This is a genomic window from Micromonospora sp. NBC_00330, from assembly GCF_036136635.1.
In the GTDB taxonomy this organism is placed as follows: domain Bacteria; phylum Actinomycetota; class Actinomycetes; order Mycobacteriales; family Micromonosporaceae; genus Micromonospora; species Micromonospora salmantinae.
Window position 1 is genome coordinate 5,715,791 of sequence record NZ_CP108012.1, and the last position, 15,125, is coordinate 5,730,915.

Here is a 15,125-nt window from a genome sequence, read left to right on the forward strand (position 1 = left end):
CTACCCCGACCCTCCGGGAGCGAGCAGATGCAAGCCCGCGCCATCCTGGCGTCCGTCCTCGCCGTGGCGCTGCTCCTGTCCGGCTGCGCCCAGCCAACCCGCACCATCACACCCGCCGCCGCTCCAAAGCCGGTGGAATCGACAACGCCGCCCACCCCGAAACCGCACCCCAGCGTCACCAAGCCGGCCAAGCCGCCACTGCGGCCGCTGCCGGCCAAGCTCCCCTCCGGCCTGGGGCGCAACACCGGCGTACGCCCGGTGGCCCTGACGTTCGACGACGGGCCCAACCCGGCCTGGACACCCAAGGTGCTCGACCAGCTGAAGGCCGCCAAGGTGACAGCGACCTTCTGCGTCGTCGGTCGCGAGGTGCAGCGCCACCCGGAGTTGGTCCGGCGGATCGTCCGGGAGGGACACCAGCTCTGCAACCACAGCTGGCGACACGACCTCGATATCGCCCGTCGACCTGTAGGCGAGATCCGGGCCGACCTGGACCGCACCAACAAGGCCATCCAGAAGGCCGTTCCCGGCGCGAAGGTGTCGTTCTACCGGCAGCCGGGCGGCCGGTGGACGTCGGAGGTGATCGGGGTGGCCAAGGACCTCGGCATGCGTCCGCTGCACTGGTCGGTCGACCCGCAGGACTGGGACAAGCCGACAGCGGCCACGATCGGCAAGCGTGTCCACACCGCCACCCGACCCGGTGGGATCGTTCTTCTGCACGACGGGGGCGGTGATCGGGCCGCGACACTCGCCGCATGCCCGAAGTTGATCGCCGACCTGAAGCAGCGCTTCGGCATCACCCGACTCCGCTAGAAACGCTCTGACCTGCATTTATGGCCCGTCCCAAGCCCTTGCCGACACCGATTTTGTCGACCGACGGAGCATCACGTATGCTTTCCAAGCCTCCGGCGGGGCCGGATGGGAGCAAGTCCGCTTGAAGTTGCGAATGTGCAATGATGGCGGGGCCGCCCTCATCGTCTAGCGGCCCAGGACGCCGCCCTTTCAAGGCGGTAGCACGGGTTCGAATCCCGTTGGGGGCACGACCGGCGCAAGCCGGAGCAAGGCAAGACCGGCGCAAGCCGGAGCAACACAAGCTAGGTCCTGTGGAGCAGTTGGAGTGCTCGCCGCCCTGTCAAGGCGGAGGTCGCGGGTTCAAGTCCCGTCAGGACCGCAGCGCTGACGCCGCGCCCCGCGCGGCGTTCTGCGTATCGGAGCAGGTCGCCTTGCCGCCGGTTCGTCCGGTTGGCGGGTAACATGAGCCGAGCGACACGGCCAGGTAGCTCAGTTGGTACGAGCGTCCGACTGAAAATCGGAAGGTCGGCGGTTCGACCCCGCCCCTGGCCACATAGCCTTTCGCCGGGCTACAGAGGTCCCCGCCAGCGGAAACGCAGGTGGGGATCTTGCTTTGGTGGGTCGCTTTCAGTGACGGCCACACCCACCACTCTCCGCGTGGGCTACTCCTGCGCAATCGCCGACACCTCCAGTCGGCCTACCTGACCAGCCCTCGCCGGCCTGCGTGATCGGCCCCTCCCGGCCCGCGTGATCGGCCCCTGCCGGCCTGCGTGATCGGCCCCGCCTGCCTGCGTGATCAACACGACTTTCTTGAAGTCGCGGTGTCCCGGCAGGCGCGACACCGCGACTTCAAGGAAACCGTGTCGATCATGGCCGGGGCAGCCTCCACGCCGGGCAGCGCGGCGGACGTGACGCACGACCGCGCGGCGTCAGTGGTCGCGGCGACCCTGCGGGCGATGCTGGGCCACGCTGCCCTGGATCGCCTCCCACACGCTGCGCCCGGCCTCTCGCAGCGTCTCCCCCGCCTGCTCGGCGAACTGGGCTGCGCTCTGCGCCGCAGCCTGTGCCGCGCCCGGAAGACCACCGTCGCCACCCCCGGACGGGCTCGGACCGGACGCAGCCGACTGGCCGGGCTTGTTGCCGCTCTGCCCGGAGTTCGGCCCCGCCGATCCCTCGGGGCGCTGCTGGTCCCGGCCCGCCGCCGCCGGATGCTCTCCGTCACCCGCGCCTTCGGACCGCTCTCCAGCGGGGTGACGCGACCCCTCGTGCCGCCGGCCTTCCGGACGGTTGCCACCTGGCGCGCCGCCCTCCGGCTCACGGCCCTCCGGCTCACGGCCCTCCGACTGCCGCCCATCTGGCTGCCGTCCCTGAGGATGCTGGCCCTGCGCATGCGGACCCTCAGAACGCCGACCCTCCGGCTGCTGGCCCTGCGGATGCGCGCCCTGGGGATTCTGGCCCTGAGGATGCGCGCCCTGCGGATGCTGGCCCTGAGGATGCGCGCCCTGCGGATTCTGGCCCTGCGCATGCTGCCCCTCTGGCTGCTGCTGGCCCTGCGGATTCTGGCCCTGCTGCTGCGCCTGGTCGGTAAGCCCTGGGCCGCCGGCTCGCGGCCCGGGTCCGCCGGCACCCGGTCCCGAACCGGCGGGACCAGCCCCGGACCGACCCGCATCCGGCCGACCCGCATCCGGCCGATCAGAACCCAGGCGACCAGGGCCGGACTGATCGAGACCCGGGCGATCCCGACCCGGGCGATCGGAACCCGGCCGGCCAGAACCCGATGGCCGACCTGGACCCGGCCGGTCGGAGCCCAGTCGGTCGCGGTCGGCTACCGGGCTGGCCGCGCCGACCTGCCAGCCCGGCTCGTCGCGTACGTCGTCAGAGCGTCGACTCGATGCTTTGATCTCCGCTGCGCCCGCGGCCAACTGCTGGGCGCTGCGGTTCACGTCGTCGACGGCGGTGCCGGCCGTGCGGGCGAGTGCCTCGATGATGTGTGGGTTGTGGTCGAGCGTGTCGAGCGCGCGGCCCAGGATTCTGGTCAGCTGCTCCAACCGCACCCGTAGCTGCGCCTCGGCGTTCACCCCGTCGATGTTCAACTCGCCGCCGTTGAGGTGCACGCGGACGCCGGCGTCGACCTGGAGCAGGTTGGCCACCCGGGCCCGCAGCGACAGGTCGGCCTCCAGACCGTCGACCGCCAGTCGGATGGAGTCGACGGAGACCTTCGGAATGTCGAGCAGGACGTCCGGGTCCCCGCTGTCGACGTTCCGGTCCGGCTCCCGCTGCTGCCCGCTCTCGCTCATGCTCTCCCGCCCCACCTGCACACCGACCCGGTCGTCCGGGCCGTTGGGCGCGGTTACCCGCTTTCCGGCGGGCCATCCCGTCCGTGACGACTCGACGACCCTCTGTCTGGAACCGGGCACCGCGCGAAGCTGCACACCGAGGCATCAGCCGGTATGGTCCGGGCCTATGGGACAGGAATTGACTGATCCGGCCGACATCCGGCAGGACGCCGGCCAGTTCTCTCTCCGGTGCAGCCTTCTCGTCCCGGGCTCCGCCGAGCACGCGTTCACGGTCTTCACCGACGAACTGACCGACTGGTGGGTCACCGAATACACCTGGTCCGGCCCGGACGCGCTGGCCGAGCTGGGCATGGAGCCTCGGGCGGGCGGCATGCTCTACGAGATCGGCCCGTACGGTTTCCGCGCCGACTGGGGCCGGGTGCTCACCTGGGATCCGCCTCGCCGACTGGTCTTCGTCTGGCAGATCGGCCCTGATCGGGCGCCGGTGCCGGACCCGGCCCGCGCGAGCGAGGTCGAGGTGCTGTTCCATGCCGAGGGGCCGGAACACACCCGGGTCGAGTTGGAGCACCGGCACTTCGACCGGCACGGCGAGGCTGCCGAGGGTTACCGCAAGGCGCTCACTGCCGGCTGGCACGAGCTGCTCACCCGCTACGTCGCCACGGTGTCGCGCCACCGCCCCGGCACGACGGCCTGACGACCCACCGGGTCACCGGCCGAGCCGCCGACCGGAAGCGGCGCCGCCGAGGTCCCGACCACCGAGGTTCGCGCGTTGGCCGGCCTCCGCCCCCGAGCCGAAGCCGGTGCCGCCCAACCGACGTGGCGGTGCGGTGCGCAGCCGTGGGTACTCCTCGGTGAGCCGGCGCTGCACCCGATCGGACCGGTCGGCCAGCACCAGCGCCATCGACGGTGTGCCCGACTCGGTGGCCGCCGCCGACTCCGCCGCCCAGAGTCGACCTCCGATCACCTCCGCGAAGCCGGCCAGCCAGGAGCGACGGAAGGCCGCGGGGTGGTCGTCCGCTGGCACCTCGGTGGCGGCCAGGCCGTGCGCCGCCTGCACGAGCAGTGAGGTGAAGAGCAGGTCGACCCGTTCCAGGTCACTGGCGAAGCCGAAGAGGTGCAGGGCGAAGCCGTTGCCCTGCCGACGGCGTACGCAGCGGCAGCGCAGCGGCTCGGCCACTGCGGCGAGCAGGCCGACCTTGTCGCGGGCGTACGGGGCGACGACGTCCAGCACCCGATCGCCGACCGGGTCGGTGGTCGGGTCCCGGGCGGCGAGCAGCGCCCGGTCGACGCCGTAGCGGGCGATCAGCTCGGTGGCCTTGGCGGTGAACGCGGCGGCCTCGGCCGGCGTGCAGGCCGGGTCCTCGGCCTGGGCCAGCAGCTTGCGCACCTTGCTGAGCATGGCCTCGGACATGCCTAAAGAGCTACCACACGGGCCGGACATCATCGGGGCCGCGCGGCAATCGATCGATACGTATCATCGTCACGGCCAGATGATCAGTCCGATACGGACGGTCAACCAACTGTTTGGAGGAACGAACGGATGCCATCCCCGACCGCTCGTCTGCTCGCCGTCGCCACGGCCACCGCGCTGCTCTCCGTCGGCACGCCCGCGCAGGCGGAGCCGACGACACCGACCACGCCGGTCAGCTCCGGGCCGAACGCGTTCGCCCCGCTCGCCACCTGTTACGGCGGGGCGGTCCGGTCGTACTTCGAGACTGGCCGGTACGGCGGCTCGGCCGGCCAGTACCGCACCACGACGCGCTGTCGCGACATCAACGTGCGCAACGCGAGCGTGTACGCCACCGACGCGTGCGTGATCTTCGTCGACAAGACGAGCGCCTGCAACTACTGGACGTACCTGCCGGCCAACTCGGGCTGGATCACTGTGGCGACCAACGTCCGGGACGGCGTCAACTTCCGGGTCCGCTTCGAGAACCTGCGGTACGAGTACGAACCGCTGATCGCGTACCACGCGTTCTGACCGACCCGCACGGTCGCGGCGTCCGCCCCCCGACGGACGCCGCGACCTGGCGGTTCACCCGGCGCGGCTGCGCAGGGTGGCGATCGTCGAGCCGGCGAGTGTGAGCAGGCAGTCGGGGAGCAGCCCGTCGGCGGCCGCCGCGCCGAACAGCGCCTCCCCGGTCGGCTCGTCCCGATTCGCGTACGCGCTGACGAAGCGGGCCACCCAGCGGGTGTCGTACCCGGCCTGATCGATCCCCGGAAAGTCGAGCGCCGCCCCGGTGGCCGCAGGCGCGTCACCGAGCATCGTCGCGGCCAGGCACCAGGCGACGCCGTACGCGCCGTCCAGGCCGGCCCGGTCGACGACCGCGTCGAACGCTCCCACCACCGCGTCTCCATCGCCGGTCAGCGCCGAGCGGAGCACGGCGGCCGCGTCATCGAACGTCTGCTGTGGTAGGTCGGTCACGCAGCGCACAGTAGGACGGGTGGTCAAGCGCCCCCCGCGACCGTCACTGTCCGTGTTCAACGCGAGCTACCTGCGCATTACGCCACCTCCACGGTCCCGCCGCCGGCCTCGGCACGCTAATGTGCGCAGCGGACCTTCGCCGGAGGAAGGACGACCATGTTCGTATCACGCCGCTCGCGGGTAGTCACATTGGCTGCCTGCGCGACGATCCTGCTCGCCACAAGCGCTTGCGGGGATGACAAGCCCGAAGAGGCCAGCGCCCAACAGGTGCGCCTCTACGGCACGGACGGCAACATGCTCAACTCCTATCCTGCGGAGTTGAAGGAACGAGCGAGTCTCGTCGACGGGATGAAGGGCACCACGCCCCTCGTTCCGCTCCCAGACGACTTCAAGGGCCGGCTACGGGCCGTCAATCCGGCGCTGACGGACTACGTGTACTCCGCCGAGACGTACGACGCGGTGGTGATCGCCGTGCTCGCCTCCCAGTTGGCCGGGAGCACCGACCCGGCTGCCATCACCAAGCAGATCGTCGCCGTGACCAACGACGGGCAGCGCTGCGAAGACCCGGCCAGTTGTCTCACGCTGGCCCGCAACGGGCAGGACATCGAGTACCGCGGCGTGTCGCTGACCCGAGCGGGCTTCACCGACAAGGGTGAGCCGGCCACCGCGAGCTACGCCACGCTGACCTTCGACGGGCAGCAGATCAACGACGGCAAGACCGAGTTCGTCGGCGCGGGTATCGAGTCGGCGGCGAGCACCAAGACGCCGCCGAAGCCGAAGAAGCAGCGCCCGGGTGGCGCCGCCGACCAGGAGCCGCTGATCCTGGGCGGCCTGCTGCCGAAGACCGGTGACCTCTCGATCGCCTACCCGCCGATGGCCGCCGGCGCCGCGCTGGCGATCAAGGAGATCAACGCCGCTGGCGGCGCACTGGGCAAGCCGGTGACGTGGCTCGACGGCGACGACGGCACCAACCCGGCGGTGGCCAAGGCGACGGTGGCCAAGCACGTGACGGACGGCGTCAGCGTGATCATCGGTGCCGGCGGTTCGGGCATCTCCCGGGCCGTGCTGCCGGACGTGGTGCAGGCCGGGAAGATCCTCTTCTCCCCGTCCAACACCGACGCCAGCCTGACCGACGTCGATGACCAGGGCCTCTACTTCCGTACCGCCCCACCGGACAGCCTGCAGGGCCGGGCGCTGGCCGACGTGATCCTCCGCGACGGGTCACAGAAGATCGTCATCGTCGCCCGTAAGGACTCCTACGGTGAGGGCCTCCAGGGCACCGTCCGCGACGAGCTGGAGAAGGCCGGTATCGCCAACGACCGGCTCAAGCTGTTGACGTACGAGCCGCCGGCCGACGCGAAGGCCGCCCCGGTCGACTTCAGCGGCGGCGCGAAGGAGATCAAGGAATTCGGCGCGGACGCCGTACTGATCATCGGTTTCGGTGAGTCCGCCCAGGTGATCCGCGGCCTGGCTGACGCCGGGGTGCAGATCCGGCAGTAGGCAGGGCCAGAAACCACGACGGCCGCACCGGCTTCCCGCCGGTGCGGCCGTTTCTGGTACGCGGGATCAGCGCGGCCGGCGGCGCTCCAGGAACTCGGTCATCCGGCGATGCTTCTCGTCGTCCTCGAAGAGCACCGCCTGGCTGACCAGGTCGAGGTGCGGGTGCGCGGCGGCCGGCGCGTCCACCGCCAGCTTGGTCAGCCGCACCGCCAACGGTGAGCCCAGGGCGATCTCGTCAAGCAACGCGTGCGCCACCGCCAGCAGCTCGCCCGGCTCGTCCACCACCCGGTTCACCAGGCCGATCCGCACTGCCTCGGCGGCGTCCACCCGCCGGCCGGTGAAGAGCAGCTCCTTGGCCCGGCCCTCGCCAATCAACGCCGGCAGCCGGTGGGTCGCGCCGGCGCCGGCCAGGATGCCCAACCGCACCTCCGGTTGCCCGAAGACCGCCCGCGCCGTGCACACCCGCAGATCGCAGGCGTACGCCAGCTCCGCGCCACCGCCCAACGCCGGGCCGTCGACGGCCGCCACCGTCGGCATCGGCAGCGCCCGGATGCGGGCGAAGGCGGCCGAGTTGATCGCGGCGAGGGCGTCGATGCGACCCCGTTCGCGGAGCTGGCCGATGTCGGCGCCACCGGCGAAGATGCCCGCCGCCCCGCCGGTGAGCAGCAGCAGGCGCGGGCGCGCCTCCAACTCGGCGCAGACCTGGTGCAGCTCGGCGATCAGGTCGGCGTCGATGGCGTTGCGCTTCTCCGGCCGGTCCAGGGTGACCACCAGCCGGTCCGGCCGCTCCTCGATCCGCAACCCGCTCACTGCTTGGCACCGCCTTCCCAGCGGTAGAAGCCCTGCCCGGACTTCTTACCCAGCCGCCCTTCGGCCACCATCTCCACCAGCAGCGGGGGCGGCGCGAAGCGGTCCCCGTACGCAGCCTGAAGGGTGCGGGCGATGTCCAGCCGCACGTCGAGGCCGACCAGGTCGGTGAGCTCCAACGGCCCGATCGGGTGCCGGTAGCCGAGCACCATGGCCTTGTCGATGTCCGCCGGGCTGGCGACCTCGTCGGCGACCATCCGGATCGCCTCCAGCCCGAGGGTGACCCCGAGCCGGGAGGTGGCGAAGCCGGGCATGTCGCGTACGACGACGGGGTCCTTGCCGAGCCGGCCGGCGAGCGCGACGGCCGCGGTGGTGGTCTCCTCGGCGGTGGCCGGGCCGACCACGATCTCCAGCAGCGCCATCGCCCAGACCGGGTTGAAGAAGTGCAGGCCGAGGAAGCGCTCGGGCGCGTCCAGCTCGGCGGCCAGCGCCCCGATGGCGATGCTGGAGGTGTTGCTGCCCAGCAGCGCCGGGCGCAGCGTGGCGGCGTCCCGGAGCACCGCACGCTTCAGATCGAGGCGCTCCGGCACCGCCTCCACGATCACCTCGGGGGCGGGAGCGACAGCGGCGAGGGTCGGGCGCAGCGTCACCCGCTGCCGGTTCGTGGCGGCCTCGTCGGCGCTGAGCTTCCCGCGCTGCACCGCCCGCTCCCACAGGTCGGCGAGCCGGTTCAGCGCTGCCGCACCCCGCTCGGGGTCCACCTCGACCAACTCGACGGCGTGCCCTGCGCCGGCCGCCACGTACGCGATACCAAGCCCCATCGTGCCGGCACCGACGACCACGAAACGATCGCTCATCACGCCTCCCTGTCCCGTCCGCCGACGCGCGGGGTCCCCGCTACGCCGGCCCGGGTGTCCCGCCCGCTCCGCTCGCTCATGGTGCGACCCTAGACAGCGCGACGACCCGGCACATGCGTGGGGGAGCGCCGGATCGGGTAATGACGGCCCGTCAACCGAGGGAAGGACCGCATCGACATGAGCCAGGCACCGGAGAGCGTCACCGACGGGGAGATCGTGGAGACCCGAGGCGACGAGCGGGTCGAACTGCTGCGCGCCGACACCAACAACGACGGCAAGACCGACGTGTGGGTGGTGGACACCGACGGCGACGGCAAGGCGGACCTGTTCCAGTTCGACACCGACGGTGACGGCAAGGTGGACATCACCATGGTCGACATCGACGAGGACGGCCAACCGGACGAGGTGGTCGACGGCGACGGCGGCCTTCCGCCCGAGCAGCTCCCCCCGACCGTCCAGGTCTGAGACGTACGACGGCCCCTGCTCTCCGCCCAGCGGAGAGCGGGGGCCGTCCTGCTCAGTCGACGAGGTGCAGGGTGGCCAGGTAGTAGGGGGCGTCGCTGTCGTCCACATCGGTGAGCCGCCAACCGGTGCCGTGCACCAGGCTGGCGAACTCGTCCGCCGAGCAGACCAGGTAGTCGAACCACTCGGTGCTCAACTCGCGGTAGCGCAGCCGCAGCCGCAGCTGGCCACCGAGCCGGCCACGCCGACGGTTGCGCTCGTGGTAGCCGGTGTGCAGCGGGTCGCGGGTGCCGTACGGGTCGGTGCCCTGCGCGATGATCTGTGCCCCCGGTCGGGCCAGCGCGGCGAGCGCGGCCAGGAACTCGGGAGCGCGCTCCCGGCCCTCGAACAGCCCGAGGTTGTTGCCGAGCAGCAGGAACGTGTCGTACCGCGACCCGTCGGCGACGTGCGTGTCGACGGTGCCGTGCACCAGCCGCCGGACACCGCGACGCCGGCTCACCTCCAGCGCGCCCGCGGAGGTGTCCAGCCCGGTGACCGGTACGCCGCGCTCCTGCAGCAGCAGCGCGATCCGGCCGGCTCCGGTGCCGATGTCCAGCGTCTCGCCGTGCGCCCGGTCCACCGCGCGGTGGTCGTACGGCTGCCACTCCGCCGGCCCGTCCAGGTAGTGCGCGGACGGGGCGCCGTTGATCAGACCGTCGTCCCGTTCGATGATCTCGATGACCGGTCGTGGCAGTCGACCACCGACCAGGGGCCGGGGACCCACCCCGGTGGCCACGGCGAGTGTGTCTCGCAGCAGTTCGCCGATCACGTCACCGATTAGGGGCTCACCTGTCACGACGTTCACGCTATCCGGCCACTCAGTGGCCCGCGCCGGCCGTATCCTGGCGGCGTGACCATGCTGGACCGGCTGTCGGCCGAGAAGTACATCCTGCTCACGACCTTTCGCACTGACGGTCGGGCGGTGCCGACCCCGGTCTGGGCGGTGCGCGACGGGGAGGCGCTGGCGGTCTGGACGCGGGCCGACTCGGGCAAGGTGAAGCGGATCCGCCGCAACGGCGAGGTGACAGTGGCACCGTGCGACGTGCGGGGTCGGCCACATGGGGCGGAGGTGTCAGCTCACGCGACGATCTACGGGGGCGGTGACACCGGTCGAATCCGCGACCTGCTCAAGCACAAGTACCGCGTGATCGGTCGGCTGAGCCTGCTGAGCAGCCGGTTGCGTCGCGGCGAGGGCGGCACTGTCGGCATCCGGGTGACGTTGGCCGAGCCACGGCGCTGACCCCACGGCGCTGAACCTCGGCCGCGGTCGCGCCCCGGCGGGGCATACGAAAGGGGCGGCGGATCGAGATCCACCGCCCCTGACGAAGAACTGTTGCCTGCTCAGTCGCCCTGCCGCTGCTGCGGGATCTGGCCCTGCAAAAGCGCCCTGACCTCCGACTCACGGTACCGACGGTGGCCACCCAGGGTGCGGATGGCACTGAGCTTGCCAGCCTTGGCCCACCGGGTCACCGTCTTCGGGTCGACCCGGAACATCGACGCCACCTCGGCCGGCGTGAGTAGCGGCTCTGGTTCGTGCGTTCGCGATGCCATCGGTCACTCCTCCACATGTATAGACATCGGCCGGGGTCCCGCCGGCCGACGCGTCTCCCATGGTCCGGCTAGTCCCCGATGTCCGACATGGGCCGAACGGATGAAGGTCCCTAGACGGACGGATGAACCATGCCCGATTTTTACGACTTTTACACGGCAGAAAGTACCTTATTCGGACTCATGATCACGGTTCGTGATGCGTCAACTACGAGTACAACTCACCTTGGGAGCGCTCCTAGGGTGATATGCCCTAGTTGCACCGCTCCAACAGCTGCACCGCGCGCCACCGAGCCACCAACTTGTCGTACGCGGCCGACGCCTCCTCGGCCTCGCCGCGCGACAGCCCCGCGAGGCCGCCAGCGACCAGCTCGGGCGAGTCGTCCGACGTGAGAGTCTCGTCGGAGAGCAGGTCGACCAGACCGCCGTAGTCCAGCTCGACCACGGACCGCGGATGGAACTCCTCCAGCCAGCGGGCCGCCTCCTCCACCGCCTCGGTGATCGGCGCCTCGCCCACCGACTTGCGCAGCACCGACAGCGCCCGCGACGAGCGGCGTCGAGCCTTGGAGATCTCGGTGCGGTAGCGCAACGCCCGCCGGCCCGGCTGGGTGACCAGGTCCCGCTCCGCCGGGTCGAAGAGCACGAACCACCGCAGCGGTACGCCCCAGGTGGCGATCTGCTCGTGCACCCGGGGCACCCCGTGCTCCAGCACCCGGGCGCCACTTCGCCAGTCGTCCACCACCGCCCTGGCCTGCCCGGCGAGCACCGGCGGCACGAAGGCGTCGGCGAGCACCGAGGGCACCCCGTCCCGGGCGCTGAGCGCCGCCTCAGCGACCCGGATACGCAGGTTCCAGGGGCAGACCAGCAGGCCTTCGTCCGTCTCCAGGACGTACGCCTCCTCCGGCAGGTCCGGCAGCCGGGTCCAGCCAGCACCCAGCGCCTCGATCACCGCCGTCCGCTGGCGACCGGGCCCCTCGACCGGGGCGATCGCGCGCCCCTCCGAGACGTAGCGGCGCCAGTAGCTCTGCCGGTCTCGATCGAAGGCGGCCAGCGGTTCGTACACGCGCAGGTAAGAAGCGAAGAGCGACGGCACCGCGCGATCCTCCCACGAACCAGGCCCGTACGCGGTCAGCGGCCGGAGCACGCGCGCCGCACCGTGGGACGGCGGCGGCGCGTCGAGCGCCCGCCCGGCGGCCGATACTAGGCTCGATCACACCGGCAGCATCCCCGCCGGGGTCCACCAGGTCCGCGTCCCACAAGGACGCACACCACAGTAGGAGCCAACAATGGGCGTATTCGCGAGCACCGACGACCCGGTATCGACCGGTCACGAACAGGTCGTGTTCTGCCAGGACAAGCAGAGCGGCCTGAAGGCGATCATCGGGATCTACTCCACAGCGCTGGGCCCGGCGCTCGGCGGCACCCGCTTCTACCCGTACGCGAGCGAGGACGACGCCCTCGCCGACGTGCTGGACCTGTCCCGCGGGATGGCGTACAAGAACGCGCTCGCCGGGCTGGACCTGGGCGGCGGCAAGGCCGTCATCTGGGGCGACCCGGAGCAGATCAAGAGCGAGGCGCTGCTGCGCGCGTACGGCCGCTTCGTCGAGTCGCTGAACGGCCGCTACTACACCGCCTGTGACGTCGGCACGTACGTGGCGGACATGGATGTCGTGGCCCGGGAGACCCGCTACGTGACCGGGCGCAGCGTGGAGCACGGCGGGGCCGGCGACTCGTCGATCCTCACCGCCTGGGGTGTCTTCCAGGGGATGCGGGCCGCGGCCGAGCACGTGTGGGGCACTCCGAGCCTGCGGGGCCGGCGGGTCGGCGTGGCCGGGCTGGGCAAGGTCGGCAAGTACCTCACCGGGCACCTGCTGGAGGACGGCGCCGAAGTGGTCGCCACCGACGTCAACCCGAAGGCGCTGGCGTGGGTGCGCAGCAACCACCCGCAGGTCACCCTCGTCGACGACTCCAGCGCGCTGGTCGCCGCGGACATCGACGTGTACGCGCCGTGCGCGCTGGGTGGCGCCCTGAACGACGACACCGTGCCGGCGTTGCGCGCCAAGGTGGTCACCGGGGCGGCGAACAACCAGCTCGCCCACCCGGGCATCGAGAAGCTGCTGGCCGACCGGGGCATCCTCTACACCCCGGACTACGTGGTCAACGCGGGCGGCGTGATCCAGGTGGCCGACGAGATCGAGGGCTTCAACTTCGACCGGGCGAAGCTGCGCGCGACCCGGATCTACGACACCACCCGCGAGATCCTGCACCTGGCCGACGCGGAGGGCGTGCCGCCGGCGGTGGCCGCCGACCGGCTGGCGGAACGGCGGATGGCGGATGTCGGCCGGCTGCGCGCGATCCACCTGCGCTGAGCGTCCCCCCGGGGGCGGGTCGACGAGATCCGCCTCCGGGCCCCGGTGCCGGGCCTCGCTGGGTAAGCTGAGCCGGGGTCAAATTTGATGCGGTTTGTCCGGTGTCACGGGTGCTAACCGTTCCGCTCCTTACCCGGTACACTGGGTGACGGCCGGATCGACGCGACGCGCAGAGCCGGCTGACGGTAACCCGAGGTGCCGAACGATGGCATCCCCATGTACCGTAAGAGCCACGAGAGATGCCTGACGTCATCGGGGCCCGCCTTCGGGCTGCCCCGCATTCTGTGCGAGGGGGTCGAGCCATGGGGCGCGGCCGTGCTAAGGCCAAGCAGACTAAGGTGGCGCGGGAGTTGAAGTACCACTCCCCGAACACCGACCTCACCGCTTTGCAGCGCGAACTGGCGGGTGCTGGTAAGTCTGAGCACCACTTCGACGACGACTCTAAAGAGTTCGTCGACGACGATGATGAGGATCACGCGGACGACGATCCGGATCCCTGGGTCCGTCCGACCCGCTGACCTCTCGACGCAGCTGAGCACGCGGTAACCCCCGCGTGCTCACGCACGTCCAGAGCAGGTGCAGCCGCCGACGATCAGGGGCCTGGCCCGACCGGATCCACTCCGGTCGCTCGACAGGCCCCTGACAACGGCTCCCTCAGCGCGGGCGATTGTTCCAGTTGTAGAACGTCGGGATGTTCTCGAAGTGGTTCCAGGCACAGACCGCGCTGGAGCCCTCTGCGCCCGACACCTCCGAACGCAGCCGCCGTGCGTCCTCGGCCTCCTGTAGCAGCGCGACGAGCGCGGGAGCCGCGTCCCGCACCCGTTCGGTTACTCCGTCGTCCGCTTCGCGCTCAGGCCGCCGGTGACTGGTGGTCTCGGGCATGCTCCAACACTCCCTCCAATAGGCGGATCTTGCTGTTGCGGCAGTGCTCGGTCTCCGTACCGTCAAAACGCCCCAGTTCGAAGTAGCGGTTGGCGGCATGGCCACCACCGCAGAAGCCGAAGTACGGGCAGGATGCCCGACACGCCTCCACCCCGGCCAGGAACTCCTTCACCCACGGCGTCGTCGCCGCGTCGCCGAGGATCTGCGCCAACGGGGTCGTCAGCACGTTGCCGCTGCTGAAGTCGCCGTAGTGGGGGTCGGTGAACCCGGCCAACTCCGGGGACAGCACGATCACCGAGCCGTCGTGACCGATCGTCGGGATCGGGTCCAGGTGGCGGGGAAGCACCCCGTCCGCCGAGTTGTCCAGCACCGCCGCGGCGTAGCGCAACGACCACTCGATCTCACGGAGGTGGATCCGGGGCTCCCGACGCCACGCCGCGACCAACTCCGCCCAGAACGCGGACACCGCCGACGGGTCGTGGCGGTTGTCGCGGGTGTTGACCCCCTCGGTCTCCTCGATGTTGATGCCCAGCACGTCACAGCCCAGCTCGAGGAAGTAGTCGTACAGCTCGGTGGCGAGCCCCGGCTCGGGCCGGGACACCACTGCCAGCGCGGAGAAGGGCAGACCGCGCCGCCGCAGCACCGAGATGCCGTGCAGGATCCGGTCGTACGCCGGCTGACCGCCCCGGTTGACCCGGTCGCCGTTGCGCGCCCGGGGCCCGTCGACGCTCACGCTCACCCGCATCTCGTGCCGGGCGAAGAAATCGCACCAGTCGTCGTCGATGAGGGTGGCGTTGGTCTGCACATGGTGCTCGACCTTCGGCCCGAACGGGGCGATCAGATCGGCCAGGTGCTCTCGACCAGCGGCCAGGGGCTCGCCGCCATGCCACACGACGGAGAACCGACCGTTCGCCGCCCAGGGATTGACAGCGGCCGCGACCGCCTCGGCCACCGCCACCGGCATGCGGCGGTCGGCGGCGCGAAACGGCAGATAGCAGTACGCGCAGTCAAGGTTGCAGAGGGTGGTGGGCTGCATGACGACGTACGACGGGACGGCGGCCAGACCGCGCATCCCGCTGAACGACTGTCCCCGAGCAGCCATCGCCCTCCTCCGCCTAGCCTGAGAGGCGGTCGGGAAGCCTCGCGGTTT

18 protein-coding genes and 3 tRNA genes are annotated in these 15,125 nt (G+C 70.9%); 11 read left to right on the forward strand and 10 right to left on the reverse strand.

The genetic code is table 11. The features are described from left to right. The first annotated feature begins 27 nt into the window (after window positions 1-27). The 4 genes from OG598_RS25970 to OG598_RS25985 all read left to right on the forward strand — a co-directional run bounded on the left by OG598_RS25970 (window position 28) and on the right by OG598_RS25985 (window position 1,341). Window positions 28-810 (forward strand): polysaccharide deacetylase family protein, encoded by a 783-nt coding sequence (locus OG598_RS25970; protein ID WP_328651477.1) that lies wholly within the window; start codon window positions 28-30, stop codon window positions 808-810. A gap of 154 nt (window positions 811-964) precedes the next feature. Beyond that, window positions 965-1,037: transfer RNA gene (locus tag OG598_RS25975), tRNA-Glu, on the forward strand. 57 nt (window positions 1,038-1,094) lie between these two features. Further along, window positions 1,095-1,168 (forward strand) — tRNA-Asp (locus OG598_RS25980). Between the two features lie 99 nt (window positions 1,169-1,267). Then, window positions 1,268-1,341: transfer RNA gene (locus OG598_RS25985), tRNA-Phe, on the forward strand. 377 nt (window positions 1,342-1,718) lie between these two features. On the opposite strand, the gene OG598_RS25990 is transcribed toward OG598_RS25985, so the two are convergent. Next, window positions 1,719-3,206, reverse strand: a complete 1,488-nt coding sequence (locus OG598_RS25990) for a hypothetical protein (RefSeq protein WP_328651478.1) — start codon at window positions 3,204-3,206, stop codon at window positions 1,719-1,721. Between the two features lie 46 nt (window positions 3,207-3,252). Between OG598_RS25990 and OG598_RS25995 the strand changes: the two genes are divergently transcribed. Continuing rightward, window positions 3,253-3,780, forward strand: a complete 528-nt coding sequence (locus OG598_RS25995; RefSeq protein WP_328651479.1) for an SRPBCC family protein — start codon at window positions 3,253-3,255, stop codon at window positions 3,778-3,780. 12 nt (window positions 3,781-3,792) lie between these two features. Here OG598_RS25995 and OG598_RS26000 read toward each other — a convergent pair whose 3' ends face one another. Then, window positions 3,793-4,497, reverse strand: a complete 705-nt coding sequence (locus tag OG598_RS26000) for a DUF2786 domain-containing protein (protein WP_328651480.1) — start codon at window positions 4,495-4,497, stop codon at window positions 3,793-3,795. 129 nt (window positions 4,498-4,626) lie between these two features. Here OG598_RS26000 and OG598_RS26005 point away from each other — a divergent pair, with 129 nt between their 5' ends. Beyond that, window positions 4,627-5,067 carry a hypothetical protein gene (locus tag OG598_RS26005; protein WP_238685309.1) on the forward strand — a complete coding sequence of 147 codons (441 nt, stop codon included), beginning with the start codon at window positions 4,627-4,629 and terminating at the stop codon, window positions 5,065-5,067. 54 nt (window positions 5,068-5,121) lie between these two features. On the opposite strand, the gene OG598_RS26010 is transcribed toward OG598_RS26005, so the two are convergent. Then, complete coding sequence (locus OG598_RS26010; protein ID WP_328651481.1) at window positions 5,122-5,511, reverse strand: hypothetical protein; 390 nt, start codon at window positions 5,509-5,511, stop codon at window positions 5,122-5,124. Between the two features lie 156 nt (window positions 5,512-5,667). On the opposite strand from OG598_RS26010, the gene OG598_RS26015 reads away from it, so the two are divergent. Further along, window positions 5,668-7,011 (forward strand): ABC transporter substrate-binding protein, encoded by a 1,344-nt coding sequence (locus OG598_RS26015; protein ID WP_328651482.1) that lies wholly within the window; start codon window positions 5,668-5,670, stop codon window positions 7,009-7,011. Between the two features lie 66 nt (window positions 7,012-7,077). On the opposite strand, the gene OG598_RS26020 is transcribed toward OG598_RS26015, so the two are convergent. Together OG598_RS26020 and OG598_RS26025 are read right to left on the reverse strand one after the other, a co-directional pair. Continuing rightward, window positions 7,078-7,821 carry an enoyl-CoA hydratase/isomerase family protein gene (locus tag OG598_RS26020; RefSeq protein ID WP_328651483.1) on the reverse strand — a complete coding sequence of 248 codons (744 nt, stop codon included), beginning with the start codon at window positions 7,819-7,821 and terminating at the stop codon, window positions 7,078-7,080. Beyond that, window positions 7,818-8,675: a 3-hydroxyacyl-CoA dehydrogenase family protein gene (locus OG598_RS26025; protein ID WP_328651484.1), complete on the reverse strand. Its 858-nt coding sequence runs from the start codon at window positions 8,673-8,675 to the stop codon at window positions 7,818-7,820. Before OG598_RS26025 ends, OG598_RS26020 begins: the two co-directional genes overlap by 4 nt. 177 nt (window positions 8,676-8,852) lie before the next feature. Here OG598_RS26025 and OG598_RS26030 point away from each other — a divergent pair, with 177 nt between their 5' ends. Continuing rightward, the gene (locus OG598_RS26030; protein ID WP_091396025.1) at window positions 8,853-9,140 is read left to right on the forward strand and encodes a hypothetical protein; all 288 of its coding nucleotides are present in this window, start codon (window positions 8,853-8,855) and stop codon (window positions 9,138-9,140) included. A gap of 52 nt (window positions 9,141-9,192) precedes the next feature. Here OG598_RS26030 and OG598_RS26035 read toward each other — a convergent pair whose 3' ends face one another. After that, the gene (locus OG598_RS26035; RefSeq protein WP_328651485.1) at window positions 9,193-9,972 is read right to left on the reverse strand and encodes a class I SAM-dependent methyltransferase; all 780 of its coding nucleotides are present in this window, start codon (window positions 9,970-9,972) and stop codon (window positions 9,193-9,195) included. A 54-nt stretch (window positions 9,973-10,026) separates the two neighbouring features. On the opposite strand from OG598_RS26035, the gene OG598_RS26040 reads away from it, so the two are divergent. Then, entirely contained in the window at window positions 10,027-10,416 is a 390-nt protein-coding gene (locus OG598_RS26040; RefSeq protein ID WP_328651486.1) for a PPOX class F420-dependent oxidoreductase, read from the forward strand. A 101-nt stretch (window positions 10,417-10,517) separates the two neighbouring features. Here the strand turns inward: OG598_RS26040 and OG598_RS26045 are convergent, their stop codons facing one another. Together OG598_RS26045 and OG598_RS26050 are read right to left on the reverse strand one after the other, a co-directional pair. Then, window positions 10,518-10,727, reverse strand: coding sequence for a BldC family transcriptional regulator (locus tag OG598_RS26045; RefSeq protein WP_007073996.1), 210 nt, complete (start codon window positions 10,725-10,727; stop codon window positions 10,518-10,520). 250 nt (window positions 10,728-10,977) lie between these two features. Then, complete coding sequence (locus OG598_RS26050) at window positions 10,978-11,817, reverse strand: hypothetical protein (RefSeq protein ID WP_328655437.1); 840 nt, start codon at window positions 11,815-11,817, stop codon at window positions 10,978-10,980. Between the two features lie 193 nt (window positions 11,818-12,010). Here OG598_RS26050 and OG598_RS26055 point away from each other — a divergent pair, with 193 nt between their 5' ends. Together OG598_RS26055 and OG598_RS26060 are read left to right on the forward strand one after the other, a co-directional pair. Beyond that, on the forward strand, window positions 12,011-13,093 hold the full coding sequence (locus OG598_RS26055) for a Leu/Phe/Val dehydrogenase (protein ID WP_328651487.1): 1,083 nt from the start codon (window positions 12,011-12,013) through the stop codon (window positions 13,091-13,093). Window positions 13,094-13,395: 302 nt separating this feature from the next. After that, a complete protein-coding gene (locus OG598_RS26060; RefSeq protein WP_030332207.1) occupies window positions 13,396-13,611 on the forward strand; it encodes a DUF3073 domain-containing protein in 216 nt (71 codons plus the stop codon). A 136-nt stretch (window positions 13,612-13,747) separates the two neighbouring features. Here OG598_RS26060 and amcA read toward each other — a convergent pair whose 3' ends face one another. Continuing rightward, window positions 13,748-13,975: a multiple cyclophane-containing RiPP AmcA gene (amcA, locus tag OG598_RS26065; RefSeq protein WP_210784155.1), complete on the reverse strand. Its 228-nt coding sequence runs from the start codon at window positions 13,973-13,975 to the stop codon at window positions 13,748-13,750. Beyond that, on the reverse strand, window positions 13,944-15,047 hold the full coding sequence (gene amcB / locus OG598_RS26070; RefSeq protein WP_328655438.1) for a cyclophane-forming radical SAM peptide maturase AmcB: 1,104 nt from the start codon (window positions 15,045-15,047) through the stop codon (window positions 13,944-13,946). The genes amcA and amcB overlap by 32 nt, the downstream gene beginning before the upstream one ends. Window positions 15,048-15,125: the final 78 nt, after the last annotated feature.